Origin of the sequence: Flavitalea plasmicola (assembly GCF_030546645.1) — a bacterium.
GTDB lineage: Bacteria > Bacteroidota > Bacteroidia > Chitinophagales > Chitinophagaceae > Puia.
In genome coordinates this window covers 751,783-778,533 of sequence record NZ_JAUOTO010000002.1, presented here as the reverse complement: position 1 = coordinate 778,533, position 26,751 = coordinate 751,783, and the positions used below count along the sequence as shown (strand labels likewise).

Here is a 26,751-nt window from a genome sequence, read left to right as displayed (position 1 = left end):
ATAAATAATGGCAACCTTATGATTAGAATCCCTTTCCTTATCTTGATCATCGCCTGTTCTTTCTTACCCGGCATCGCGCAAAAGCCTGTTCGCCTTCAACCCAAGCAGCCCCTGATCCGTCTCATCGATGGCAGTCTCCGGCAAGCTGCCAACCAATATAAAGTGCTGATGGGAAAGGTTCCGGCCGACCGTCTGCCCAAAACCTATTATGCAGGCGCGGATAAGCTGGAGACCAGCAACTCGGAATGGTGGACCAGCGGTTTCTATCCGGGAACACTGCTGTACCTGTACGGTTTTACCCGCGATACTTCCCTGCTGCATGAAGCCACGCGCAGGCTCAGTCTCCTGGAAAAAGAACAGTTCAACAAAGGCACGCATGACCTGGGCTTCATGATGTATTGCAGCTTTGGGAATGCCCGTAGCATACTAAATACCAGAGACTATGACAGTATCCTGCTGAACAGCGCCCGCTCGCTCTCCACACGCTTTAATGCGAAAGCAGGCGTTATCCGCAGCTGGGATAACGGGAAGTGGAAATACCCTGTCATCATCGATAATATGATGAACCTGGAGCTCCTGTTCTGGGCGACGCATGTCAGCGGCGACTCTTCCTTCTACAAGATCGCTGTGACACATGCCAACACGACGATGAAGAACCATTTCAGACCCGACTACAGCAGCTTCCATGTCGTGGATTACGACACGGCCACCGGCGCCGTGCTGGCCCGTCAGACGGCGCAGGGATTCTCCGACTCTTCAGCCTGGGCGCGGGGACAAGCCTGGGGCCTGTATGGTTACACCGTGATGTATCGCAGCACCCATGACCCCCGCTATCTGGAGCAGGCAGAACATATCGCTCATTTTATCCTGACCAACCCCAACCTGCCGGCAGACAAGATCCCCGTATGGGACTACAACGCTCCGGAAGGCCAGCGGGCTTTACGGGACGCTTCGGCCGGAGCCATCATGGCCTCCGCACTGATAGAGCTGAGCAGGGATGTCGCCCCGGAAAAGGGTAGGGAATACCTGGACGTGGCGGAACAGATCATCGTCTCCCTGTCTTCCAATAATTATAAGGCCGTGGTGGGTTCCAATGGCGGATTTATTTTAAAGCACAGCGTGGGGCATCTCCCCGGAAAGTCTGAAGTGGATGTGCCGCTAACCTATGCCGACTATTATTTTGTGGAAGCCATGCTGCGGTATAAGCAACTAGGGGAGAAAGAGGGCCCTGCCCGCTAGATCGAATGTCTTTATCCGCAATTGGCGGATAGGATTGGATTCATAGTCTTTTTTTGTCATTGCCCAGACCATGGTGTCGACAATATCGTCAGACAACGTCCTCTTTATGACACCCTCCATCTGAAAGCCCAGCTTTTCCGGAACATGCCGGCTCCTGATATTGTCCGGCGCACAGCGGATCTCGATCCGCGACAGTCCTTCGATGCCAAAGGCGATCCTGACCAGCGCGCTCACGGCTTCTGTGGCATAGCCCTTGCCGACATGGTCGACGCCTATCCAATAGCCGATCTCCCGGGCATTCTTTCCGATGCGGGTGTGCAGACCTGTGCTGCCGATGAGCGTTGTTTCCATCTTGTCGAAGATCCCGAATGCGTAGTCCATTCCCAGGTCGAACTGTCCCCGGAACATGCGGATAAGGTCGATCCGCGCTTCAGGATCCTTGGGTTCGTGTTGTACCCAGGGCAGCCACGGACGAAGATGATCCAGGCTGCGGATGATGGCTTCATGAAGTCTGGACGCATCGCCGGGCTCATAGCATCGCAGCACCAGCCTTTCAGTCTCGATACGATATGTTTTGGCAAGGTCCATTCAAAAACCCCACCATATTTTTCTGAGGGGGGTGAACATGGACAGTACTATAAAACCAATGATAGCAAAGACGATCCATTTAAAAATTGCATCCAGCCGCCGTTGACGAACGGAATCAAAGCTGCAATATCCTTTCATAAAACGATGCATGACGAGATAGATAGCAGTTGCGAACACGAGGATGCAAATGGTTTTCAATATTGGATTGGCAACCATTAATGCAAATAGAAATGAAAGGAAACCAGTGACGAATATCAGTGTAGGAATAAAATCATTGGGGTAGGCGATCCAGTTGATGGTCTTGTTTTCCTCCAGCTTTTGCAGCACGCTTTGTTCAAGGTCCATAGCTTTTTCTTTGGCGGCATGCGTCCTCAGCGTGATGGAGAGATCCGTATCCCCGCTGTCGCTGCTGAACCTGAGGGCTAATAGAAGTGCCTGGCGTTCAGACACGTTTTGCCCGACCCAATAACTGCATTCGAGTGCTACTTTTTCAACATCACTATCAAAACGTGGCTGCGTGTATTTGCTCATCGGGGTGAATTGCTCGGTGCCTGAAGGATCAGACACCAAAAGCGTGGTATGTCCTTCCAAATGGCTTTCTCCCGGTGAGGTCGGCATGATTCCCGGCATTTTATCAATTATATGTTCTTCAATCTGCTGGAGTAATCGAATATTTACAGAATAAGTTCTCAGTTTACGCTGTACATTGTATTCTTCCATATGGCTGAAGTTTTTAAGCGCTACCAGCGGAACCTATTATTAAAGATAAAAATATTTAAGGAACAGCCGCCAGAATTCTTTTTACCATCCCGTCCATGGAAGCGTTTTCGATCCACCGCACGACAGCTACCAGGTCATGGACAGGATCTACATAAATAAAGTTAGTCCCGTTGCCGATGTGGACAAAGGCCGTCGCTGGTGCGCTGGGCAGCATTTTATGATCGGTGTTGACAAACCAGTTCATATATCCATAGGTGGGATTCGCGCCGGTAGGCGTCAGCGATTGTCTCACCCATTGTTCTGAGATCAGCTGGCGGCCATTCCAACTACCCCTGTGAAGGGTAAGCAATCCAAAGCGCCCCATGTCATAAGCATTGATGAACATACCGCCTCCCCAATGGCCGCCGCCGCTGACGGATTGCACAGGCTGCCCATCCACCACGATCCATGCATTGCGATAGCCATTCCATCTCCAGGTGGAGGATGCCCCGATGGGGTCCATGATATAGCTTTTCAGCACCTGGGGCAGCGGCTTGCGCCACACACAAGTGGCAGCCAGCGCCAGGGCGTTGACGCGTACATCATTGTATTTCCAGACGGAGCCCGGCGCATTGCGCTGACGCCCCACCCATTCCTCCGGCTTGCTCCCCGGTCTGTCGCCCCAGTCGGGCTTGCCCCATAGCACCCCTTCCCAGTCACTGGTCTGACGGAGCATCACCTCCCAGCTGAGGACTTTGTTATGCGGGGTTTCGAAAGGATAGATCAGCCTGGAACTTTCCACATTCAGAGGATTGTACACCTCTATGGGCGGAACATAATAGCTTACCGTATCGGTCACCTTACGGATGAGTCCCTGGTCCACGGCAAGTCCCACGACGACGGATAAAAAACTCTTGGTAACGCTGTTGGTCATGTCCGCGCGAAGAGGCTCTCCCCACTCGGCGACGATATATCCTTTATAAATGATGACGCCCGTGGGATCGCCCCGGTCCGCGAAGGGGCCCACGCCTTCATCATGCGGCTCCCGGCCAAACGTCTCTGCCTGCGCCAGCTCCTGGTCGCGGGGCATCCTGGCCTCGTTGTCTTTTGCGAAGCGGATCGCTTCGGCAAGTTGAGTGGAGTCCAGTCCCAGGGAAGAAGGCGCGCGGTGCTGCCATTCGTTGGGAGGGGGAAAATAATCCGGCGGGGATTTTTTGGATTGCGCTTGCGAGCCTAAGGAAAAAATAAATATCAGGCAAATGAAAGTTAGCAAGGATTTCATTTGTTTAAGATACAAAGGATTTGTTTAACCAATAACTACCCCTTATTCAGCTCCTTCTTCAATCCCTCCACATCCAGCAACTTCTCATACGTCTTCAGCGAATTCACCAACCTCGTCAGCACTCCTCTCGCCTTCGAGAACTGTTCCGTTTTAAACACCGGTGCATTCAGGTCCAGCACCTCCCCGCCAAACAATGTCGAAAAATACAGCTGCCTGCTCACCAGCCTGTAATCCTTCGGCATGTCGAAATACCACACAAGAAAGATCCTGTCCTTCACAGTGATCCACTCCGTCTGCAGCTGGCTATAATTTTGTTTTAACTTTTTCTTGTAATATCCCAACTCATAATTCATGTATTTTGTCAACACTTCCTTCTCCTGCGCAGTCGTCAGCTGTCGTGCATCAACAGCGGGCTGCGAAGGTACCAGGGTAGCCTGTACGATCTGGCCGTCGACAGTGATAAACCCGGGAAGATCGGAATTTTTAGCATTTTTGCTGACGTCCATCGTAAAAGAATGATCCTTCCCCGCATAGGCGATCATGGATCTTTTTTTGCCGGAAATAAGGCCGGCATGTACCTCCTCATCGGGGGCTTTTTTCTGACCATGGCCAGCCGTCACGGCAAATGTCGCCAGGAAGAGCGAAAGCGTATAAACAGGTCGCATGGGAGGGCGGGGTTATTTTATCGATGGTAAACGAAAGTTGCGACAAAATCGTATTTTCCGGCCGCAATTGAATTCAATTCTATTAAAACATTCAACACCCCCTCAATCAATTACATGAAGCGACCGATCATTTTGACTGCAATGGCCGCAGTGACCGTATTTTCTGCATTCGCACAACGTAAGACCGTGATCCCGCCGGGAACGGACACATCCAAACCCAAGCCTCCGGTGGTAGCGCCTCCCAAGCAAGGTCCCAAAGCTTATAAAGACGTCATCACAGACAAAGCTGTCACTACGACGGGACTGTTCACCGTACATAAAGTAGAGGAAAAATGGTATTTCGAGATCCCGGATTCCCTGCTGAAAAAGCAGGTCATGGCTATTACCCGGTTTAGCAAAACGGCAGGGGGAGGCGTTTATGGCGGTGAGATGGCCAACCAGCAGGTGCTGCAATGGGAAAAAGGCCCCAACAATACCTTATTCCTGCGGGTGGTGATCCTGGTAAACATGGCCGATTCCACCAATAAGATCTACAAAGCCGTCACCAACTCTAACGTTAACCCCATTGCCGCATCCTTCGATATAAAGGCTTTTGGCAAGGATACGACCAGTACCATCATCGATGTCACGGACTTCTTCAAGGGTGACAATCTCGTTGTAAGCATTCCCCAAAGCGTAAAGGGCAGGATGAAGCTGGGAGGACTCGCCGGTGACCGCAGCTATATAGACCACATCAGCACCTTTCCCATCAATACAGAGGTAAGGACCGTAAAGACTTTTATGGTTGGCGGCGGCCCCTCCAACCCTTTAGGCTTCAGCTTTAATTCGCCTACCGATGCTGCCGGCGCTTCCACGCTGGAGCTCAACACCTCTTTTATCTTATTGCCGTCCACGCCCATGAAGAAAAGGCTGTTCGACAGACGCGTAGGCTATTTTGCCGACGACTATACTGTCTATACAGACGATCAGCAGAAGGTAGAGAACCAGGAATTCATCGTCCGCTGGAGACTGGAGCCGAAGCCTGAGGACATGGAGAAATGGCAGCGGGGTGAACTGGTCGAACCTAAAAAGCCGATCATCTATTACATCGATCCGGCCACGCCCAGAAAATGGGTGTCCTACCTGATAGCCGGCGTGAATGACTGGCAGAAGGCGTTCGAAAAAGCCGGGTTCAGGCATGCCATCGAGGCCAGGGAATGGCCGGAGCATGACAGCACCATGAGCCTGGAGGACGCCCGCTATTCCGTGCTGCGATATTTCGCGTCCGATATAGAGAATGCCTATGGTCCCAACGTCCATGATCCCCGCAGCGGGGAGATCATCGAAAGCCACATCGGCTGGTACCATAATATCATGGAGCTGCTCCATGACTGGTATATGATCCAGACGGCGGCGGTGGACCCCCGGGCCCGGAAGGTCAGGCTGGACGATAGCCTGATGGGTCAGCTGATCCGTTTTGTCTCTTCTCACGAAGTAGGACATACGCTGGGATTGCGGCACAACATGGGCAGCAGCAGCACCGTGCCCGTGGAAAAGCTCAGGGATAAAGCCTGGCTGGACGAACACGGACATACGCCTTCCATCATGGACTATGCGCGCTTTAATTATGTGGCACAGCCGCAGGATAATATCCCGGAAGCGGATCTGTTCCCCCGCATCGGCGAATACGACAGGTGGGCGATCAAATGGGGTTATTCCTGGTCGGGCGCGAAAGATGAAAAGGAGGATGAGAAGATCGTCAATAAATGGATCATCGACAGCCTGCGGTCCAACCCCCGCCTGTGGTTCGGCGGAGAAGGATATAGCCTCGACTCCAGGGCACAGACGGAAGACCTGGGCGACAATAACATGAAAGCAGGTGAATATGGCATAAAGAACCTGCAGCGGATCCTGCCTAACCTACCGGAATGGACTCGCGAAGAGGCCGATAAATATGAGAACCTCTCCGATATGTACCGGCAGGTGGTCGGCCAGTTTAACCGCTATGTAGGACATGTATTGCGCAATGTGGGCGGCGTCTACGAGAATTTCCATAGTGTGGAAGAGCCGGGAGACGTGTATGCGCCGGCGCCAAAGGCAAGGCAGCAGGAAGCAGTGGCATTTTTGAACAAGCAGGTATTTCAAACGCCGCAATGGCTCCTGGATAAGGGCATTCTCAATAAGATAAGCAACCCCGCCGGCGGCGACCCAGTAGGCTCCATGCAGACAAGCGTGCTGGGTAGCCTCCTGTCCAATTCGAGACTGAACAATCTCCTGCTGGCGGCCGGTCGTTTCGGGGATGCTAAGGTCTATACGGTGGACGAGCTGCTGGCCGACGTAAGGAAAGAGATCTGGAAAGAGCTCAGCACACACGGTGCCATCGACCCTTATCGCAGGAACCTGCAGAAGGCCTATGTGGAAGCCCTGATCGCACTGGCCAATCCCGCACCGCCGCAATCTATGAACATCGCTCCGGGCTTCACCCTCACATTTGGGGTCAATACGAAGAATACCGACCTCACCTCCATAGGCAAAGGTGAGCTGGAAGAGCTGAGAGCAAGGTTGCTGAACGCCATACCGGCGACTACCGATAAGATCAGCCGCTATCATCTCAAGGACCTTGCAGAGCGGATCAAGCTCGCATTGAATCCCAAAGGATAAAAACAACACAAAGCCCGGCAAATCGCCGGGCTTTGTGTTACACGCCCATTGCCAGATTAACACACCTCTCAGGCTGGACCTGCACGCCCGTAAACTCTCACCGGACGCCCCGGAATATTTCTCTTCCTTTGACGCATTAATTGAACCCTACCCGTGTCAACCCCGCTTCCTTACCCGTCCATTTTATTCAACCTGCATACCTGAATACGTTAAGGCGCTGATGATAGTGCCGGACTGCGCCCGACCAGGCCAGCCCGAAGGACTCCTATTTTTAACCTTGTAAACTATGTCCAGATGAAAAAAGCACTTTTACCTGTCTTATTCCTGCTGTTCACGTACGTGCTGGGGATTACCGGCAACGTACATGCTCAATTCACCCAGCCCAATGGCACGGTGATAGGCCATCAGACCGTCATTCCCGTCGCCGTGGCGCCTCCCGGATATGCACAGGCGCAGGCACTGATCTATTACCCGGATGATTACAACCTGCCGGCCAATGCCAACAAACGGTACCCATTGTACGTATTCCTGCACGGCGCCGGAGAAGGCGCCAGCAACGACATCACCGAGGTCAACAACACGTCCCTGCCTTATCTCATTGCCAATGGCTTAAAACCCTATGGCATAGACTCCGTGACGGGCGACACGGTGAAATTCATTGTAGTCAGCCCGCACTGCGCTTCCTGCGGCGGATCTTACTCCTACCCGCAGCTGCAGTATACGATCCCCTATCTTTACGCCAACTACCGGGTAGATACTTCCTGTGTTTTCGTGGGCGGGCTTTCCGCGGGCGGCTCCGGCACCTGGTCCGTGGTGATGGGCAACAATGTCCCCACTCCTCCTCAGCCCGATACGGTCCTGGCCAAACGCATCACCGGCATCATGCCCATGGCCAACGGCGGATACGACAATGCGATCTCGAATGCCGGCATGGCCGCGGCGCTGGATACCAACCTGCGCAGGGGGCTTGCCGTCCTTTACGTCATCGGCGACCAGGACCCGGGATACAATGCCATTGGATATCATACTTATGCACATGCCGACACCACCTACGGCGTGCCGGGCCGGTGGTACCATACGATCATCGCCGGCGGCACCCATAGCTCCAACGTCTGGAACCTGCCGTTCCCGGAGAATGCGAGGGTCTGGAGCACTACGCGAAATGCCTGGACGCAGATGTGGCATCTGCGGAAAGGGGCGTCTGCGCCTGCATCGCCGCCCGTGTCGAATCCCGGTAGTAACCAGACGCTGGCGGCCGGGACCACTTCCTCCACGCTCAACGGGTCGGCTTCCACGCCAGGTTCCGGCCATACGCTCACCGGCTATCTCTGGAGCCAGGTCTCCGGCCCCAATACGTCGACGATCACTACGCCGGCAGCTGTCAGCACCACGGTCACAGGGCTGATCCCAGGCACCTATGTCTTCTCCCTTAAGGTCACCGACAACATCGGCCAGACGAATACCGCCTCGGTTCAGGTCACTGTCAACGCATCCGCCGGTCCCCTGCCCAACGGCACGGTGGTGGGCAACCAGACCGTCATTCCCATCGCGGTGGCGCCTCCCGGATATGCACAGGCGCAGGCCCTTATTTATTACCCGGATGATTACAATCTGCCGGCCAATGCCAGCAAACGGTATCCTTTGTACGTATTCCTGCACGGCGCCGGAGAAGGCGCGTCCAGCGATATTACGGAGGTTACCAGGACCTCGTTGCCCGAGCTTATTGCGCACGGCCTGAAACCCTACGCTATCGACAGCGCAACGGGCGATACGGTGAAATTCATCGTCGTCAGTCCACACTGCGCTTCCTGCGGCGGATCTTACTCCTACCCGCAGCTGCAGTATACGATCCCTTACCTTTATGCCAACTACCGGGTGGACACCTCCTGTGTCTTCGTGGGCGGACTTTCCGCCGGCGGCTCCGCCACGTGGTCCGTCGTGATGGGCAACAATGTTCCGACCCCTCCGCAGCCGGATACGGTCCTGGGCAAACGGATCACGGGTATTATGCCGATGGCCAACGGAGGATATGACAATGCGATCTCGAATGCCGGTATGGCGGCGGCACTGGATACCAACCTGCGCAGAGGCCTGGCCGTCCTTTACATCATCGGTGACCAGGACCCGGGCTTTAATGCCATTGGCTATCATACCTACGCCCATGCAGACACCACCTTCGGCATCCCTGGCCGCTGGAACCATAAAATAATTGCCGGCGGGATGCACGACAGCCTCATCTGGAATGCGCCTTTCCCGCTGAATGCAAGGGTCTGGAGCACAACGCAGAATGCCTGGACACAAATGTGGAACCTCCGGAAAGGACCACCCGTGTCCCGCCCGGGCAACAACCAGACGCTTGCCGCAGGGACCACATCGACCACCCTCAACGGTTCGGCCTCCACGGCAGGCATCGGTCATTCGCTGGCAGGCTATCTATGGAGCCAGGTCTCCGGTCCCAATACGTCAACGATCAGCACACCGGCAACTACCAGCACCACCGTCACCGGGTTGATCGCCGGCACCTATGTCTTCTCCCTGAAAGTCACCGACAACAGCAGCCAGACGAATACCGCAACGGTCCAGGTCACCGTCAACGCGCCCGTCGTTCCTGCCGGCAACACCGTCCGCAAAGTGGCCTGTACGGAATACAAAGCCGCCTATATGTACACCGACAGCAGCGTACGCAGCTTTGTCTATAACACGGTGTCAGGCCATGTGGAGTTCATGCCCTTCACCTTCGGCGGCCGTAAGGCAGTGGATGTGTCCTGCGGCTTCAACCAGATCTCGATCCTGGATGACCAGAGCTATGTATGGGTGAGCGATCCCGGCACCTACACCTGCACCCGTGTGAATACCGACGCCACCGGGGCTGCCTTCACCGGCAATGTCTCCCTCTATGGATATTTCTATACCTACCTGTCCATCCGCAACGACGGCAGCATCTGGTATTGGGGAGGAGATGATTACCACTTCTACAGTTCCAGCGGAACGACGATCACCGCGCCCAAAAAACTGCATACGCCTCCGGGTGTTCAGTTCACCAGGATAGCGACGGGCAATGCGCTGATGGCGCTGACCACGACGGGAGATGTCTATATCTGGGGCAAAGGGGATAGCAACTACGTGAAAATGATCCTGCCGCGTCCCGCTTCCGACATCGCCGCCAGCCATTTGGGCTATTTCATAGCGGTGGTACCGGATAATATTGCCGTCAGCACCATGGGATATCCCTACGCCTGGGGCGCGGAGAACGGTCATTATTTAGCTGCTTCCGCCGCGAATTACACGGCTCCTGTGGCGTGCAAGTCCTTGTGGGGCATGACCGTTCCCATCAGGGAGATCTCCGCTAATGAGAGCGCGATCCATTACATCGACAGCCTGGGCAACCTTTACGGGCTGGGGGATAATGTGCAGGGTGAGATCGGCAATGGCCAGGAAAAGGTCAATCATACTGAACTGTATGCGACGCCTTATGCCTGGGATTGGGGGAAGAATGAGATGCTTACCAGCGCACCGGTGCAGGTGATGCCGGGGACGAAGTTCAAAAAGCTGTTCACGGGCAATTCCTTCGTGTATTATCATTATGCCACCGACGATAAGGACTCCCTCTACTTTTGGGGGCGTAACAAGAGCTTTGTCGGCGGGGATGGCGTTGCCAACGGCCAGGAAGGCACGTGGCCCAATGCGTTGGATGTGCTGAAGCCCTCTATGCGGACACCCCTGGCCATCAGCCCCACCATGACGACTTACTATAACTTTACGCCGTATACGCTGACGACGCCGGCGCAGCAAAGCATCAGCTCCGGCAGCGCTACGCTGACGGCCACCGCCACGGCCAGCCTGCTGTCGGCATCAGGCAAGCCGAACTATGGGTATACCATCACGAAATACCAGTGGACACAGGTCAGCGGGCCGTCGGGCGCCACGATCGCAAACCCGAACCAGCTGACTACCGCCGTAACGGGACTGACCAACGGCACCTATATCTTCAATATCCAGACGACGGACAACAACACCGCCACCATCAGCGCCAGGGACACCATCGTTGTGACAGGTACGGGCGGTTCGGCCCTGAGAAAGCCGGCGACAGGCGCAGCATCTCCTATCGATGCCGGCGACAGCCCTCAGCGGTCGATAAGCCTATACCCCAATCCGGTCGCAGGCGATCAGCAGCTGGCCGTGGAAGGGCGCGGCTGGAAGACAGGGGAAGTGAAATTCCTCATCTATGACCTCAGCGGCAAGGTGGTAAAAACGCTGATGCTGAATAGTCCTTTCACCGGTTTCCGGCAGACATTACCCGTATCGGGACTTGCAAAGGGCGTCTATTTGCTGTCCGTGGAACAGCAGGATGGACAAAAACCGAAGTTGATGAGATTCATTGTGAAATAATCTGAAAGAGGGTGTCTCAAAAGTAAAAAATCGAGACACCCTCTTTCTCATTTATGTCCAGATTGACTTTGTCAATCCAGGAGGGGTGTCTCAGGTATGAGACACCCTTTTGGTTTTTCTCACGGGAACCAGTGATTCCGCAGGAAGCGTGAGTTGGATGAACCTGTTCAGGTTTTCATCGAAATACTTGCAACGGACGTTGCCTTTGAATTCATTTACTTCTTCTACGATCAACGTGATGTCGCGGAGGCACTGGAAATTTACTTCTTCGCCCACCTTTAGAAAATTATACATGGCAGAGATCATTAAGGGTGACTGATCAGGGGGGAGGTATTTACCCCTAGATCAGAATTAAGTGGTTTCTATTATAGTAAAAACACCGGGAAACGGTGGGGGGACTACGCCGAACCGATATTTATTTTACGTTATATTTTCCGCCTGCTGGGGGTATAACGACCGTACTTTGACGTTAGTAAATGTACGATGGCAGGCGGATCCTGTGGATTTGATCCCCTGCCGGACCACGAAAATGCCCTTATAAAGCAGATTTCCGGATACGGACCGGGAAAGCTAAATTTGCGTCCATGCAAAAAATCGTCATTTTTCTTTGCCTGTCCACCCTCTGTATGGAGGCCGGCGCCCAGAAAGCCAACTGGCAAAATCTCGATCTTAAGACAGATAGTGTGTTCGGTATCAGCACAGAAAAGGCCTATCGGGAGCTGTTGCCAAAGAAAAAAGCGACCACCGTCCTGGTGGCCGTCATCGACGGCGGCGTGGATACGGCGCACGAGGACCTGAAGGCCATCGTCTGGAGTAACCCAAAAGAAAAGGCCGGCAACGGAAAGGACGATGACCGCAATGGCTATACGGACGACATTTATGGATGGAACTTCATAGGGGGACCCAAGGGGGATGTCAACTACGACAATCTGGAACTGGTGAGGATCCTTCGCCGGGATGCCCCCCGCTATGACAGCCTGACAGAGACGACGGTGCCCCCGGCCGAAAGGCCCCAATGGGAGAATTACCGCAAAATGAAGGCTGAATATGAGCAGGCTTACACCAATGCCCAGCGTACCCTGCAGGGTATCCAGGGATTTAAAAGCGTACTGGACAGGGTGGTAGCAGGCATCGGTAAGGACACGCCGACCATCGAAGATTTTAAAAAATACATTCCCAAAGACCCCGGGGAGACGCAAATTTGCAAGGTGGTGACCAGCCAGCTGGAGAAAGACCCCGATTACATCAAATTCCGGGACGGTGAGCTGGGAGAGGCGCTGAAGCATTTCGAGGTGCAAAAGGAATATCAGTACAATCTTTCGTACGACCCCCGTTCCATCGTAGGGGATGATTACAGCAATAGCAGGCAGCGGAACTATGGCAACAACGACGTCACGGGCCCCAATGCGGATCACGGGACCCATGTATCCGGGATCATCGGCGCCGTAAGAGATAATGCCATTGGCATCATGGGTGTGGCGGATCATGTGCGCATCATGGCGGTGCGGGCCGTGCCTGATGGGGATGAAAGGGATAAGGACGTAGCCAATGCCATCCGCTATGCGGCCGACAATGGCGCAAAGGTCGTCAATATGAGTTTCGGGAAAGGATATAGCTGGGATAAAAAGGCCGTGGACGAAGCCGTGAAATACGCCGTATCAAAGGATGTGCTGCTGGTGCACGCGGCAGGCAACGAAGGGAAGGATCTTGAAAAGAGCACCAACTACCCCACACGGGTATACGAAGACAGCAGCGGTCTTGCCGGCGCCTGGATCGAGGTCGGCGCATCGGGACCGGATGACGACTCCACGCTGGTAGCGCCTTTTTCCAATTATGGAAAGACGAAGGTCGATGTTTTCGCTCCCGGCGTCGCCATCTATTCCACGACTCCTGGCTCCCATTATGCCAACCATGACGGCACCAGCATGGCGGCCCCCGTCGTAACAGGCTTGGCCGCGCTCATCCGGGAATACTATCCCAGGCTGACGGCGCTGCAGGTGAAGGATATCATCCTTCGCAGCGCGGTGAAACCCACCCACACAGTGACGATCGTCGAAGAAGGCAAACCACGCCAGGTGCAGCTTTCGGACATCTGTGTCACGGGCGGGGTGGTCAATACCTACGAAGCGCTCAAATTGGCTGCGACGTATAAGTAATGACAGATCAGCTTGGCTGGCTTGACTTTTGATGCTTTTTCAACTAAAAAAAGCGGATATGATCGGTATATTACCGGGCCTCCCTTCGAATGTCGCGGGATTTAAGGCTACAGGGGAGGTAACAAAGGATGATTTTGAAAAGGTGATCTTTCCCGAAGTGAAGCGACATACAACGCTTTCAGGTAAACTGAATTTTGTATTCTATGTCGACACGCCATTAAAAAATTTTAGCATTGGAGCCTGGATCCGTGATATCTGGCTGGGTATGAAGCAGTTTGCCAGCTGGCGCAAAATAGCCATCATCTCCGATGTAGAGAAGATCCGGAATTTCACCGACAATATCAGCTTTCTCCTGCCAGGCGAGTACAAAGGTTTCGCCGTTGCCCAGCTGGAAGAGGCTATCCGCTGGGCCGCGACGGAAGAACAGTCCGCGGGGGAAAAGCCTTCAGAGGACGAGATCCCGCCTCATATCGAAAAGCTTTTGCCGCCCCAGGTAAAGGGCAGATCCACCATGACGACGGCCCAGGTCACAGCGGGCAAAGAGACAGATGCCCGGTTCATCTTCGAAAGGGCGACCAAAAGGCTGCTGGATGTCAATGAATGGACGGACCATTGCGGCGCCTTATCGGCTGGTTTTCAGCTGACGGACGACGAGGGGGAGCCATTGAAGGGCCGGGCAGCCGTAGGCGACTATATACGTATTGATATTCCCGGTCCGTCCACAGATGAAGGGCGTGGCTACGACTGGGTCCGGATAGAAAAGATCGAACAACCGGCTCCTTCACCTTCCGGCGGCATTTCCCTCCTGCAGGTGAGGCCCTGCGCCAACCCGCAGACAAAGGACACCGCTGTCATCGCCCATTTCCTCGAAGATTCGGCCACCAGTAATTTTGTCGTGGAATGGGAGGATCGTCGCGTCAGCGCCACCGTATATGGGCGTAACGAAGTGCCCAATACGGCCCATCCGGGAACAGCCGATAAAGTCCGCAATGCGGTCGTAGGGACCCTGGGAGCCATCGGCCTCTCGAAGGTCCAGTGGAAGGCGCTGGTGGAAGGACTGCTGCAAAAAGAGTAGAGGTTGGCATAGTTTTTTTGCTGTATATAAAAACTACTTTATGGCAAAGAGCAAGAAAAAGCCGCAAAGCACACCCCCTCAGCCGGCCGCGTCCATCCCTCCGCCTTCCAATGAAAAAGAGAAGATCCTACAGGCGCACCGGGATGCCGATGAAGACATCCTCAATGATCCGGACATGGACATGGGAGGACCCGATGACGACCTGGACGAAGGGGAGCTTGCCCGCCTGGATAATGCCAATGACGATGATGACTGACGGCCCCACGACCATTTCAGACGGTGAGTGAGCTTTTATTCCTCGTGAGTCTTGCAGCGACCTTTTCGTTGATGATATTTCCGTATTCCGCTTCGAACTTCTCCTTCACGCTCCTGTTCTTCACTTCCAGCCTGGAAGAAAGATAGCCTAATTTTCGTTTGTTCAGCTCTATCAGCTCTCCCCATTCCACCACCCAGACCTCGATGTTCTTTTCCGCCTTGCGGTCATACAGGAAAGGAACTTTATATTTCTCCCTGCTGGACTTCATCTTGGACTTCGTGTACGGCGTCAGCCGGGAAGAGACCAGGATAAATTTATACCGGGTGTTTTCCCGGGGAAGCCCGGGATAGTTCTCCACTGTAAAAGCATACTCGTCTATTTGCTGCAGTTCCTTTTTTCCGATGGCGCATCGGGGAGACTTCAGCTCTACCACCATGATCTCCCTGTCCTCGTTATCCAGCACTTTCTCGTTGAAGAAGAACAGGTCTGTTATGTTATCCAGGCCCTCCACGTCCGGGACAAGGTTCTCGTCCTCTTTCGAAGGCTGGTAGTTGAGGTACTTATTCCTCAGCTCCTCCAGGATATTACCGATCTTCCTGTCGGACCACAGGTGAGGACAACCATTGTACGCTTCGCCAAAGAGCCAGAGCTCTCTTTCAATGATCTTATGCAGCTGGCTTCTTTCCAGCAGGACCCCGGCGACATCGCCATAGGTCAGCTCGTACAGGAAGTCGATGAACGACAGCTTGGCTGCGACGGCACTGGAAAAAGCAATGATGTTCTCCAGTTCCGTCTGTTGCAGCAGCTGGTGGAATTTCTGCATATTAACGTCCGAAAGGCCCGCCACTTTCGCAAACACTTCTTCCACATGCCCATTGGCCAGCGCTTTATCGATCAGGGAATAAAAGAGCCCCCTGATCTTTTCATTCTTCTGGTCCAGCAGCTTGTAGTCGTCTTCCACGATGTAGGCGATCTTCTGGAACAACAATTCCCTGGATTGGGCAATAGGAGAATCGAATGATGCAGGGTAGGCGCTGTCCTTCTCCAGCCCGGCGATGAATTTTTCAAAACGTTTATTATTGGCCTTGAAAAAATCGTTCACCGTATCCTTTATAAACTCCTTTAGATTCCTGATCTCCTCATCTCCCAGCGAGTCCAGGTCGATATTGCGGAACAGACCGGAATTGAAAAAGGAAGAGTCCAGATAGATGAACCAGGTCCCCAGATCGGGCGTATACCAATCGGACGAATAGGTAAACTCATGCGCCACCGACTTGATGCCGGCATGATCGATGTAGAAAAAGATCTTCACCTTATGCAGCGCGCTCTTCACCTGGTAGAAATGGATATCGAAAGCATGCTCGGTACCCTTCAGGTCGACATACATTGTTTTTTTCAGCGCGGGCGTGCCGATGACGAAATCTGAAGGGTCCAGAACAGCGCCGTTGACGGTGAACTGCACCTCGCGGTGGAAGATCTGTAAGGGATATTTCTCGAAGATGGATTGCTGTATGGCGTCGCTGCTGAACTTTTCCGAGATCCTGTTCCGCAACGGTATTTTCCCCTGCCTGTTGTGATGCAGCTTTTCGATCGTGACCTTGTAGTAGGAATTCGCCTTTTTCTTCATTACTTCCACATCATATTCCAGGTTGACCTTGGACAGGGTAGAGGAGATAGTGGAGGAGTCCAGGGGAAAATGAAGCCGCGTATAATGGGCGCCCACGGGGTCGAAGGCCACGGTATCAATGGTCATTTTTTCGCCGATCTGCAGCGCACCGAAACGTCCGACGCCCTGGCCGTCCTTCTTCACATTGGTGCCTATCAGCAGGATCTTGTCTTCAAATTCCGAAGCGGCTACTCCCATGCCATTGTCCGTCAGTTCTATACGGGTCATGGGGGCCTTCTGGATCCCATTGCCCGTATAATCGATGGTAAGGTCGATCCGGGTGGCCTTCGCCTGTAAAGAGTTGTTCAGGAGCTCGCAAAATGCCGTAAAAGTGTCCTTATAGCGGGTGAGCAGCTCCTTTACTACCCTGGAATGCGTCGATAATTGCCTGGTATGCTTCATTTGTTGCAATATACTAATTTATTTAGCAATTGGCAACCCCCTGGCTTGTTAATTGCAGGTATGATCTAAATTCTTGTTTATGTTAGGAAAGACGGAAAGAACGATCTCTGCCATAGGCGGATCCCTGTTACTTTATTTTGTCAGCCGCAAGCATAAAAAAGAAAGCCTGCTGCTGGCTGCGGGAGGCTACCTGCTGTACAGGGCCATTTCCGGGAAATGCCCCGTTTCCGCAACGCTCCGTGAAGGCGGGCGTGACCATCGCCCCAGCAACGTCAATGTCCGGACACAGGTGACGGTGAACAGCCCGAGAGAAGAGGTCTACGCTTTCTGGCGCAGGCTGGAAAACCTTCCTTTGTTCATGAAACACCTGGAAAGCGTAGACGAGCTGAGTGATACCATCTCTGCCTGGAAAGTAAAGATACCCGGCGGATTGGGCGACGTGCGATGGGAGGCGGAGATCATAAAAGACGTTGAGAATGCTGAAATATCCTGGCAGTCGACTCAGGGCGCCAGTGTTGAAAATACAGGAAAGATCAATTTCTCCGACACGCCGGCTGGTGGTACCCGCATCGACGTCATGATATCCTACCGCGCCCCCATGGGCGTCCTAGGTGAAAGACTGTCCCGTCTGCTGACCCCTGTATTCAAGAACATGATAGAAAAAGATATCGAAGGCTTCAAGCATTTTATGGAGGATACGGAGAAGGTCAATCAATCTTTTTGAAAGGATATTTGTCCTTGATCTCCCGGTTGAAAAATTCTCCCTTGGAGAAAGCAGCCTTCATCTGTTCATAGATCTTTACAGGCACCTGGTCATAATCATATACCATTCCCGAAACAAAAACGATCCTCAGCGTGTGACGGTCGGGAAAGTATTGGAATCGGCGGATGACGGACGATGGCATGGCTCATGTATTTTCTGCGAATGCGCGCAGATCTTTTAATAGCGCTCTCTTACAGGACAAACGCTCCTCCTCCCAATGTTCCCGCAGCGCTTCCGCCGCCTTGTGGGCATCCGGCTCCTGCTCCTGCTGTAAATAAGCCGCCAGCAGCACCAACGCGATCCTCCTGTCATTGAATTCCCCGCACCGCTCTCCCAATTGCTGCAGGATCGCTGGCATCTGATCGTTCCCACCCGCACAATCATTCTTCTGTCCCCATGCATATACGAAATACGCGTCCTTCAACTCCTTCCTGATATCATGGAGATCTTCATCTGCGGGCGCAGGTAAGAAGACGATCGATTCGATCTTCCCCACCCGTTGATTAAAAAAAGACTGCAGTCTGCCTGCGGTGGGTTTTTTCAGCTTCGGTTCACGTAGTCTTCTTTCCAGCCGTCTGACTACCGCAGGATCATACTTGTCGTCCCAGAGCTGCTGTAGCCTGCTGGCATTTTCACGCAGCCAGGCGGCAAAAGCCGGGTAATCCTCCCGTCGGTCCTCCATGCTTTTCAGTAGCACCTGTACATCCCTCAGCTGGCCGGAAATACGGTAGATCTCTTTGAATGAAGGCGGCAAGGTCCTTTCGTCCTTTCCCAGCCAGCGAAGTAACGCCCGTAGCTTCTTGGCATGCGTCCGGAAATGATGTACGTCGTCTTCGTCAAAGAAAGCAGAGACCGACACGCTCTGCCGGATGCCTGCGCCATGTTTCCTGATAGACCGGTATGCTTTTTTCCGATGCATACGGAATTGGCCGCAATTATGAGACCAGTTCGTTCAGGGTTTCCAGGTTGGCGACAGCGTCGCCGATCGTATTGTTGAAATAGGCGTAGACATCTTTGCCCTGCTGCAGCCAATCCCCGATCTCCAAGGCATATTCCCGGAGGTGGTCATACGTATAGGTGCCTTTATAGTCGCCTTTCACGCCATGAAAGCGCACATAAACGAAGCGGGCCTTCTCCGTGGGGGCCCGTATGGCGGACGCAGGAATGTCATGCAACACCAGCGCGGCCCCAAAAGTATCCAGCAGGCGATACGTCTCTTCCCGGTACCAGGACCGGTGCCTGAACTCCACGGCCGGCCGCCAGGCAGGGTCGTCATCAGACATACGAACTTCGTCCAGCAGCCGCTGCAATTGATCCAGCTTATTCCAGCCAATGCTGGGTGGAAGCTGGATGAGAAGACAGCCTTTTTTACTCCCTGTGTTGGCAGCCGCTCTCAGGAATGCCTTGATATCCGCTGGCTTAAAGGCAAAGCCCCTCGCATGGGTGATTTCCCGCCATAGCTTGACAGTGAACTGAAAATCATCCGGGACCTGGTGGGTCCATTTGGTGAATGTCACTGGCATGGGTACCCTATAAAAGCTGCTGTTGATCTCGATGGAGTTGAAAAGTGTCGCATAATAAGAAAGACGGGACTTCTGGCGGTGCGCTTCCGGGAATGCCTGCTTATTCGGCTCCCTGAGGACCAGCCCGCTGGTGCCGGCCCTGAATTTTCCATAGCTATCAGGCATAGGTCATTTATTAAGGGGCAATATTGCAATTTGAATACCAGGGGCGAATGCAGGGAAATGTGCTACCTTGCGGAAAATGAAAAGATGAAAAAAGATCTGGAAGGGAAGGAGGATATACGGTTATTGATTGGCTCTTTTTATGCAAAAGTGCGCCAGGACGAGCTGATAGGACCTATTTTCAGCGACGTGGCAAAAGTGGATTGGGATCATCACCTTCCCGTGATGTATGAATTCTGGGAAGGGGTCTTGTTCCATACGGGTAATTATGCCGGGAATCCCATGAGCGTTCATAAGCAGCTCCATGCAATATTTCCGCTGGAACAGGCGCATTTCGACAGGTGGATGAAGCTCTTCCGGGAGACGCTGGACGAGCATTTCAAGGGCCCTGTTGCCGAGTTGGCAAGACAGCGGGCACTGTCTATTGCGACGATGATCCGGCTAAAGACCCTGTGACCGGCTTATCATCCATCACCGAACAAATCAGCCGTGTTTATCGCCACTTCGCCAGGTTGGCGCAATTCCTGCAATACTTCTTGCTTAAACAGGTCGTTAACTTAAGGCTCTGAATATCCATGCCAGCGAAATTCCGCGTTCTGCCCTTTGATGAGGTCCTGGAACCCGATGGGTCAATTTCAAAATTCTAAAGCAAATTTCCAGCAGATGCAAAAGACTATGAGCGAGATAATGGCCGAAGGGTCAACGGGTTATGTGTTTCCAGCATTTCTTCAGCGAAACGACATGCTTGACCTTTTGCCGGTGGCCACGTATGCCTGCGATTTGGATGGCTGCATAAAAGGCTACAACAAAGAGGCCGTGAAATTATGGGGCCGTGCGCCGGAAATGGGCGCCGCAGAGCAGCGGTATAGCGGCGCTTACAAACTTTACAACATAAACGGGGATTTATTACCCCATGACCACACGTCGGCGGCCGCATGCCTGAAGGACGGGGTAGCGCGGAAGGATGTGGAAGTCGTGGTTGAACGGCCCGATCATTCCCGGATCGATGTACGCGTGAACGTAGGACCTCTCCGGGACGAAAATGGCGTCCAGGTGGGTATGATCAGTTGTTTATATGATATCACTACACAAAAGTCAGCCGAAAAAAAGCTGCAGGAAAAGACCGCTGAGCTGCAGGACTATCTGGATAATGCAAATATTGGCTTGCACTGGGTAGATGGGAACGGTGTCATTAAATGGGCTAATAAAGCCGAGATGGATATGCTGGGATACACACAGGAGGAATACATCGGTCATCATATCGCTGAATTCCATGTCAGCCAGGAAAAGATCGGCGAGATCCTTAAGCGGCTGGCCGACGACGAGAACCTGGTACAATATGAATCGGAGTTGCGGGCAAAAGATGGCTCCGTCAGGATCGTTCACATCAGCTCCAGTGTTCTTCGCGAGAATGGGAATTTCAAACATACGCGTTGTTTCACCATCGACGTCACCGAACAAAAGAAACTTTACCAGGCATTGAGGGAAAGCGAGTTGCGCTACCGTCAACTGATCCAGAGCCTGGATACCCCTCTGTATACCACGGATGCCGAAGGCATGATTACATTATTCAACAGGGCGGCGGCTGACCTGTGGGGCAGGGAACCGGAGATCGGCAAGGAGCTTTGGTGTGGCTCTTTCAGGATCATGAGGACGGATGGGTCGGATCTTCCGCTGGATAGCTGCCCGATGGCGCTTTGCCTGAAAGAACAGCGGCCCGTGTACGGCGAGCAAATACTGGTCGTTCGTCCGGATGGCTCTTTGCGGGATGTGGCTCCTTATCCGCAGCCGATTTTTGACGATTCCGGGAAGATAACCGGCGCTATCAACATGCTGGTGGATATCACGGATATGAAGGAAAATGAAAGAGCTTTACGCGAAAGTGAAGAAAAATACCGGACACTTGCGAATACGCTGGAAATGAAAGTCGCTGAAAAAATAAACGAGCTGAAGAAAAGCGATGACAGGTATCATAAAATGATCGAAGAAGTAGAGGACTATGCTATCATCATGCTTGACGCGGACGGGATCATTATCAACTGGAACAAAGGCGCGGAAAAAATAAAAGGGTATAAGGAACAGGAGATCGTAGGCAAAAGCTTTCAGGAATTCTATCTTGCCGGGGATCTGCAAAATGGCCTTCCCCTAATACTCATTCGCGAGGCGAGGGAGAATGGAAAAGCAGCTTACGAAGGTTGGAGGAAAAGAAAGGATGGAACGAAATTTTGGGGCAGTGTCCTTCTGACAGCAATGCATGACGATCATAATAATCTCATAGGATTTTCTAAAGTTACCCGCGACCTCACCGAAAGAAAGCTGGCCGAAGATATTACCAGGGAGCATCTGGCTATGCTGGAATTTCAAAACAAGGAGCTGGAGCAGTTTGTTTATGCGGCATCTCACGATCTGAAAGAGCCCCTGCGGAAGATCCGTTTGTACAATAGCTATGTGGTCGAAAATCCCTCCAATGTGCTGGACGCCACGTCGATGACCTATCTGGAACGGTCCATCAACGCGACAGAACGGATGAAGAACCTCATCGAAGATCTGCTCACTTATTCGAAAGCTACCGCTAATACCGAAGCCTATGAGGAATTGGATCTGAACCAACTCATGCATGAGCTGGTTTCATTCCATAAAGTAGATATGGAGCAAAAAAATATTACCATCGAAATAGAAGATCTTCCCATGATCCATGCAATTCATTTCCAGGTCAAACAGTTGTTCTCTAATTTGATAGACAACGCAATTAAGTACAGGCACCCGGACCGGGACGCCCATATTTCAATCAGGAGCCTGCTGGTTAAAGGTGATTTGCATGTATCGTCCAGGGCTGATCCTTCCAAACAATATTTTAAGATCTCCGTCATGGATAACGGAATTGGATTTGATGCTAAATTTGCTGACAGGATCTTCGAGATCTTTCAACGGCTGGCAACTGCAAAGGGGGTGGGTGGCTCAGGGATAGGGCTGGCCATCTGTACGAAGATTGCCCAGAACCATAATGGGTTCATAAAGGCAGATGGCACCCCCGGAAAGGGGGCCTGCTTCAACGTCTACTTCCCCAAGTTCGAATAGTTAAAGACGAAGGCCTATCATCGTTCTGGCGAGATTATTTAAATCTTTCAGGTTACTGGGCTTCACGAAATACTGCGTGGCGCCGTTGCGTATACATTCGTGCTGGTGCAGCTGCGCATTGGATGTACTAAGGATGATCTTCGGAACAGGGCCATAGCGCATTTCTGCGCTGATGTTCTTCAGTACCTGGGCGCCGGTCAATTGAGGCATGTTATAATCCAGTATGATCAGGGAAGGAAGGTCGTTATCCGGTCTTGTGTGCAGGTACTCATAGACAGAAAACCCATCGCTGAATTTATGCAATTGGGCCCCTGGTTCTGCAAGCAGAATGGCTTCAACGATCATTTCCATGTCTTCCGGATCATCTTCAGCTATAACGATGCCTGAATGCGCTGCCATATTTTCAAAAAATTGACTGAAAATAAATAAGATCACCGAAATATAAAAATCAACTTGCAACAAAAAACAAAAGAAATGAATACTTCCCCGACAGCTTCCCGGCGGAAAACCAGCTTTTTTGAGAATTTTTCCCAAAAGGTCACCCGGGCCACCGGCAGCACCCCTGCTTTCATCATAGCGTTTGCCATTGTGCTTATCTGGGCTATCACAGGTCCCTTTTTTCATTACTCCGAAACCTGGCAGCTCGTCATTAACACCGGCACCACCATCATCACATTCCTGATGGTCTTTCTCATCCAGAAAACGCAGAACAAGGATTCTATGGCCATTCAGCTAAAGCTCAATGAGCTTATTGCTTCCCACGAGTATTCCAGCAATCGCCTGGTCAATATCGAGAACATTTCCGAGGATGAGCTGAAGGTCATTCAAAAGTTCTATAAACAGCTGAGCGAGGCCAGCAGAAAAGAGGAAAGTTTACTGGTGTCCCATTCCATAGATGAGGCACAGCAGAAACATGAGTGGAAGAGGAAATTAGCGGCTAAAAAGTGAGTAATTCCTTGCCCATTTCAGGTCATTACAACGGCGCGATCCCTGGCATACTTATTTTATTCCTCCCTGTTAAATCAATAAACTTTTTTATTATGTCAACATCAACCCAAAAAGGCGGCGCAGCAGCCACCCATAAAAAGCCAGCCGCCAGTTCATCCGAAAAGTCAAAAACGAAGTCAGGCAGCCGGGCCAATGATTCCAAACTGCAGGAATTCTTCCACGACGAGATCAAGGATATTTACTGGGCCGAGAAAAAGCTGGTCCAGACCTTGCCAAAGCTGGCAAATGCCGCTACTTCAGAAGAATTGAAGAATGCCTTTACACAGCATCTGAAAGTCACCGGGGAGCATGTCACCCGCCTGGAAAAAGTATTCGATATCCTGGGCCATAAGCCCCAGGCCAAGAAATGCGATGCCATGGAAGGTATTACAGAGGAAGGCGCCAGCGTCATCGAAGACACCGAAGAAGGTACCCATACCCGGGATGTAGCCCTGATCATGGCTGGCCAGAAGGCGGAACACTATGAGATCGCTACCTATGGCGGCCTTGCCCAGGTGGCCAGGACCCTCGGCTATGATGAGGTCGCTTCCCTGCTTGAACAAACGCTGAAAGAAGAGAAAGAGGCCGATCAAAGCCTTACGGCGCTTGCCGAGGGTTCGATCAACGAAGAGGCTACCGAAGAATAACGCTTTATATTGAAATGGTAAAGGTCAGGCCGTACCGCCTGGCCTTTTTTTTGGAGATTTAATTCGGAAAATTAATTATTTTACAGATAACGATGGCACGAACTGTCCTTTTGATCGATGACGATGAAGATGATGCTCAATTCTTTTCAGATGCAATAAAGGAATTAGCGATTGATATGACCATGGAATATTGCTCCGGTGGCCAGCAGGCGCTGGACAGGTTAACCCATAACAGGACCGATACGCCTGATATTATTTTTTTGGACCTGAATATGCCGGCCTTGAATGGCTGGGAATGCCTGAGAGAGATCAAAAAAATTGCGGATATACAACATATTCCCATTGTAATGTATTCTACTGCAAATTTATATCAGGAAGGCGTTAGCCCGGAAGACGTCGGAGCGAAGGCCTTTTACCGGAAGTCCAATTCTTTCAGCGAGCTGAAGACATCCCTGGCGGCATTGCTGAGATCCATTTTCCCTCAGTAAAGGAAAAGCTGGTGCTTCTTTTTCACCCGGAGCTGGGAGATCAACAGTAAGTTAAGGCCCGCAAACATGGTGACAGCTGCAATAAGCAATAAGACAGGAACGAATGGAACATGGCCCCCCACAATAGCTGATAAGCCCTGGGCCAGCAACAGCAGCTCATTGGCAAATACGCCTGCTATAAAGATGACGATCCCCGCTTTCCAGGCTCCCGAAAGGACGTGGTAGAGCTTTTCCGTGACCAGGAACCCCATCATGAAGAAGCTGATGAATCCAAGCACCACCAGGTGAATATAGCCAATGATCACTGGCCGGAACCCAAATGCAAGATGGCCCAGTACAGGCAAGGCAGATAAAGCCTGCAATATCAATTTGATGGCAAACGCGAATAAGGATAATCCCCAAAGTATTTTTACCTGCAGGGGCAATCGAACTGCCCATTGGCTGCGGGATCGACCTATGAGCTGAAGCAATGGAACAAGCGCCGCCAGCTGCAAACAGCCGGCGAGCGTTGCAATAATGAATACCCAGGCAGGCGGATCGGTCCACAACAGGGAAAGGCAATAGGCCGGAATACAGGCGCTGACCATCAGTAAAAAGAAGATCCGGCTTTTGGGCTTGTCCAGCTGTATGCCGTGACGATGGGCGGAATGGAAAAATAATCCCAGTGCGGCAAAGCTAAACCATCCATTATATTGAAAATGGAGGAAAAGATAAACGGCATTGTAGTAAAGATGGGTGTCAGAGATCCGGTGTGACATAATATAGGCCAGCATAAAAGGTCCGGCGCTGGACAGAACGAAAAATAATAGCGCTGCTTTAATCCAACCTCGTGTCAGGACGGGAAGAGCTCCGGCGGCATCCTTCCAATAGCGAAGGGCGAACCACCACGAAAACAAAACGGACAACACAGAAAAGAAGATGGACACGGCGCCATAACCCTGGAAAGGGAAGCTCAGCAACATGCCAAAGCTAGCCGCCTGCGCCAGCCAGAACAGGTAGGCATATACTCTCCGGCCGGTGAAGCCGGTCTGTAATAAGATATATACAAAGGAGGTAAAAATGGCCGTAGATAACCATCCTGAAAAGGCGAAATGCGAATGAGCATGCAAAAGATATTTGTAATTGACAAAGGGTAGCGAAAACGCGATCTTATATCTGAGGATAATTCCCAATGCTGCCACCATTACAAAGTTCAGCAGGCAAAGTACGGACCATCGCCTGCAATTTTCGACGTCTATTCCTTTCATCAGTTGGGTTTTTACTTTTTCCGGGCGGATGGACCTGGATTCAAACGTATATCTTTCCTTTTTCCAGCAGAACTCGCCCTTTACCATACAGCACGCGGATGACCCTGATCACTGTTTCCACCCGAAGGCCCGTCATATCTGCTATCTGCTGACGGGTGAGGTTTACTTTATACCGCATATGATCAGGAACGTTACTCGCATGCTTGAACAAATGGATCAGCGTAGTGATCCTGGGCTCGGGACCATGACAGGAGAGCTCTTTAGACAAGATGGACTTGAAGCGCAGTCGGGAGGCTAACAGCTGCGTGAAGGCAAAATGGATTTCAAAATTATCCTTTAATAGCTGGAGGAAATTATCCTTGCGCAGTCGGATAAGGATGGTATCTTCTTCCGCAATGGCAGTGGCCGGGTACCCATTCCCATCGAAGAGCGGAGGCTCTCCAAAGGCATCCCCGTCCCCAAAGAATCCCTGTATGAATTCTTTACCTTCTTCATTGGTATTCACCATTTTCACACGGCCCCGCACTACCTGGTAATAGAACAGTGCATTATCACCTTCGTAAAAAATGGCCTGCCCCTTGATTACCTTCCTGTGAATTGCCCCCCAACAAAGCAGTAAGTCGCAGTCGATCATCATAGCGATTGATTTTGATTCCGGTAATATCCTCAAAACTAACGTTGCTACCAACCGGATCGCCTGATTTCTGAGCCTAATGTACATGATTTTAGTCAGTGTTTAGTCAATTATTAGGCCTGTAAATATGATTTAGATCATATTTTAATCGATAAACGAGGGGTA

At 52.0% G+C, this 26,751-nt stretch carries 24 protein-coding genes; 12 read left to right on the top strand and 12 right to left on the bottom strand.

Features of this window, described 5'->3' with window-relative positions:
• The first annotated feature begins 18 nt into the window (after positions 1-18).
• Positions 19-1,239 (top strand): YyaL domain-containing protein, encoded by a 1,221-nt coding sequence (locus Q4E93_RS08365; RefSeq protein WP_303584212.1) that lies wholly within the window; start codon positions 19-21, stop codon positions 1,237-1,239.
• Here Q4E93_RS08365 and Q4E93_RS08360 read toward each other — a convergent pair.
• The 4 genes from Q4E93_RS08360 to Q4E93_RS08345 are packed head-to-tail and all read right to left on the bottom strand — an operon-like array spanning position 1,210 to position 4,473.
• A complete protein-coding gene (locus Q4E93_RS08360) occupies positions 1,210-1,827 on the bottom strand; it encodes a GNAT family N-acetyltransferase (protein ID WP_303584211.1) in 618 nt (205 codons plus the stop codon). The two genes, Q4E93_RS08365 and Q4E93_RS08360, sit on opposite strands and share 30 nt — an antisense overlap.
• Positions 1,828-2,547: a hypothetical protein gene (locus Q4E93_RS08355; RefSeq protein ID WP_303584209.1), complete on the bottom strand. Its 720-nt coding sequence runs from the start codon at positions 2,545-2,547 to the stop codon at positions 1,828-1,830.
• 55 nt (positions 2,548-2,602) lie between these two features.
• Complete coding sequence (locus Q4E93_RS08350; protein ID WP_303584207.1) at positions 2,603-3,808, bottom strand: serine hydrolase domain-containing protein; 1,206 nt, start codon at positions 3,806-3,808, stop codon at positions 2,603-2,605.
• A gap of 35 nt (positions 3,809-3,843) precedes the next feature.
• On the bottom strand, positions 3,844-4,473 hold the full coding sequence (locus tag Q4E93_RS08345) for a hypothetical protein (protein ID WP_303584205.1): 630 nt from the start codon (positions 4,471-4,473) through the stop codon (positions 3,844-3,846).
• 114 nt (positions 4,474-4,587) lie between these two features.
• Here Q4E93_RS08345 and Q4E93_RS08340 point away from each other — a divergent pair, with 114 nt between their 5' ends.
• Complete coding sequence (locus Q4E93_RS08340; RefSeq protein ID WP_303584203.1) at positions 4,588-7,113, top strand: zinc-dependent metalloprotease; 2,526 nt, start codon at positions 4,588-4,590, stop codon at positions 7,111-7,113.
• 294 nt (positions 7,114-7,407) lie between these two features.
• On the top strand, positions 7,408-11,502 hold the full coding sequence (locus Q4E93_RS08335) for a PKD domain-containing protein (protein WP_303584201.1): 4,095 nt from the start codon (positions 7,408-7,410) through the stop codon (positions 11,500-11,502).
• 90 nt (positions 11,503-11,592) lie between these two features.
• Here Q4E93_RS08335 and Q4E93_RS08330 read toward each other — a convergent pair whose 3' ends face one another.
• Positions 11,593-11,796: a hypothetical protein gene (locus Q4E93_RS08330; protein WP_303584199.1), complete on the bottom strand. Its 204-nt coding sequence runs from the start codon at positions 11,794-11,796 to the stop codon at positions 11,593-11,595.
• 290 nt (positions 11,797-12,086) lie between these two features.
• Between Q4E93_RS08330 and Q4E93_RS08325 the strand changes: the two genes are divergently transcribed.
• Genes Q4E93_RS08325 through Q4E93_RS08315 form a run of 3 tightly spaced genes read left to right on the top strand, consistent with a single transcriptional unit; the run spans position 12,087 to position 14,989 of the window.
• Complete coding sequence (locus Q4E93_RS08325; RefSeq protein ID WP_303584197.1) at positions 12,087-13,658, top strand: S8 family peptidase; 1,572 nt, start codon at positions 12,087-12,089, stop codon at positions 13,656-13,658.
• A gap of 58 nt (positions 13,659-13,716) precedes the next feature.
• Positions 13,717-14,733, top strand: coding sequence for a SpoIIAA family protein (locus Q4E93_RS08320; RefSeq protein WP_303584195.1), 1,017 nt, complete (start codon positions 13,717-13,719; stop codon positions 14,731-14,733).
• 40 nt (positions 14,734-14,773) lie between these two features.
• Positions 14,774-14,989: a hypothetical protein gene (locus tag Q4E93_RS08315; protein WP_303584193.1), complete on the top strand. Its 216-nt coding sequence runs from the start codon at positions 14,774-14,776 to the stop codon at positions 14,987-14,989.
• A gap of 16 nt (positions 14,990-15,005) precedes the next feature.
• Here the strand turns inward: Q4E93_RS08315 and Q4E93_RS08310 are convergent, their stop codons facing one another.
• Positions 15,006-17,057 (bottom strand): ATP-binding protein, encoded by a 2,052-nt coding sequence (locus Q4E93_RS08310; protein WP_303584191.1) that lies wholly within the window; start codon positions 17,055-17,057, stop codon positions 15,006-15,008.
• A gap of 79 nt (positions 17,058-17,136) precedes the next feature.
• Between Q4E93_RS08310 and Q4E93_RS08305 the strand changes: the two genes are divergently transcribed.
• Positions 17,137-17,781: an SRPBCC family protein gene (locus Q4E93_RS08305; RefSeq protein WP_303584190.1), complete on the top strand. Its 645-nt coding sequence runs from the start codon at positions 17,137-17,139 to the stop codon at positions 17,779-17,781.
• On the opposite strand, the gene Q4E93_RS08300 is transcribed toward Q4E93_RS08305, so the two are convergent.
• From Q4E93_RS08300 to Q4E93_RS08290, 3 genes are read right to left on the bottom strand one after another with little or no spacing between them, the layout of a single operon-like run.
• A complete protein-coding gene (locus Q4E93_RS08300) occupies positions 17,765-17,962 on the bottom strand; it encodes a KTSC domain-containing protein (protein WP_303584188.1) in 198 nt (65 codons plus the stop codon). The genes Q4E93_RS08305 and Q4E93_RS08300 overlap by 17 nt on opposite strands.
• A gap of 3 nt (positions 17,963-17,965) precedes the next feature.
• Positions 17,966-18,739, bottom strand: a complete 774-nt coding sequence (locus Q4E93_RS08295; protein ID WP_303584186.1) for a CHAD domain-containing protein — start codon at positions 18,737-18,739, stop codon at positions 17,966-17,968.
• A 16-nt stretch (positions 18,740-18,755) separates the two neighbouring features.
• Positions 18,756-19,508 (bottom strand): DUF72 domain-containing protein, encoded by a 753-nt coding sequence (locus Q4E93_RS08290; RefSeq protein WP_303584184.1) that lies wholly within the window; start codon positions 19,506-19,508, stop codon positions 18,756-18,758.
• 84 nt (positions 19,509-19,592) lie between these two features.
• On the opposite strand from Q4E93_RS08290, the gene Q4E93_RS08285 reads away from it, so the two are divergent.
• Entirely contained in the window at positions 19,593-19,961 is a 369-nt protein-coding gene (locus Q4E93_RS08285) for a group III truncated hemoglobin (RefSeq protein ID WP_303584182.1), read from the top strand.
• 207 nt (positions 19,962-20,168) lie between these two features.
• A complete protein-coding gene (locus tag Q4E93_RS08280; RefSeq protein ID WP_303584181.1) occupies positions 20,169-22,583 on the top strand; it encodes a PAS domain S-box protein in 2,415 nt (804 codons plus the stop codon).
• Here the strand turns inward: Q4E93_RS08280 and Q4E93_RS08275 are convergent, their stop codons facing one another.
• Positions 22,584-22,982, bottom strand: a complete 399-nt coding sequence (locus Q4E93_RS08275) for a response regulator (RefSeq protein ID WP_303584179.1) — start codon at positions 22,980-22,982, stop codon at positions 22,584-22,586. It lies immediately after the preceding gene.
• Positions 22,983-23,057: 75 nt separating this feature from the next.
• Between Q4E93_RS08275 and Q4E93_RS08270 the strand changes: the two genes are divergently transcribed.
• From Q4E93_RS08270 to Q4E93_RS08260, 3 genes are all read left to right on the top strand, one after another.
• Positions 23,058-23,531, top strand: coding sequence for a low affinity iron permease family protein (locus tag Q4E93_RS08270; RefSeq protein WP_303584178.1), 474 nt, complete (start codon positions 23,058-23,060; stop codon positions 23,529-23,531).
• 92 nt (positions 23,532-23,623) lie between these two features.
• Complete coding sequence (locus Q4E93_RS08265) at positions 23,624-24,217, top strand: YciE/YciF ferroxidase family protein (protein ID WP_303584177.1); 594 nt, start codon at positions 23,624-23,626, stop codon at positions 24,215-24,217.
• A gap of 92 nt (positions 24,218-24,309) precedes the next feature.
• The gene (locus tag Q4E93_RS08260; protein WP_303584175.1) at positions 24,310-24,705 is read left to right on the top strand and encodes a response regulator; all 396 of its coding nucleotides are present in this window, start codon (positions 24,310-24,312) and stop codon (positions 24,703-24,705) included.
• Here Q4E93_RS08260 and Q4E93_RS08255 read toward each other — a convergent pair.
• A complete protein-coding gene (locus Q4E93_RS08255) occupies positions 24,699-25,952 on the bottom strand; it encodes a hypothetical protein (protein WP_303584173.1) in 1,254 nt (417 codons plus the stop codon). The two genes, Q4E93_RS08260 and Q4E93_RS08255, sit on opposite strands and share 7 nt — an antisense overlap.
• 40 nt (positions 25,953-25,992) lie before the next feature.
• Positions 25,993-26,589: a Crp/Fnr family transcriptional regulator gene (locus Q4E93_RS08250; protein WP_303584172.1), complete on the bottom strand. Its 597-nt coding sequence runs from the start codon at positions 26,587-26,589 to the stop codon at positions 25,993-25,995.
• Positions 26,590-26,751 lie beyond the last annotated feature (162 nt).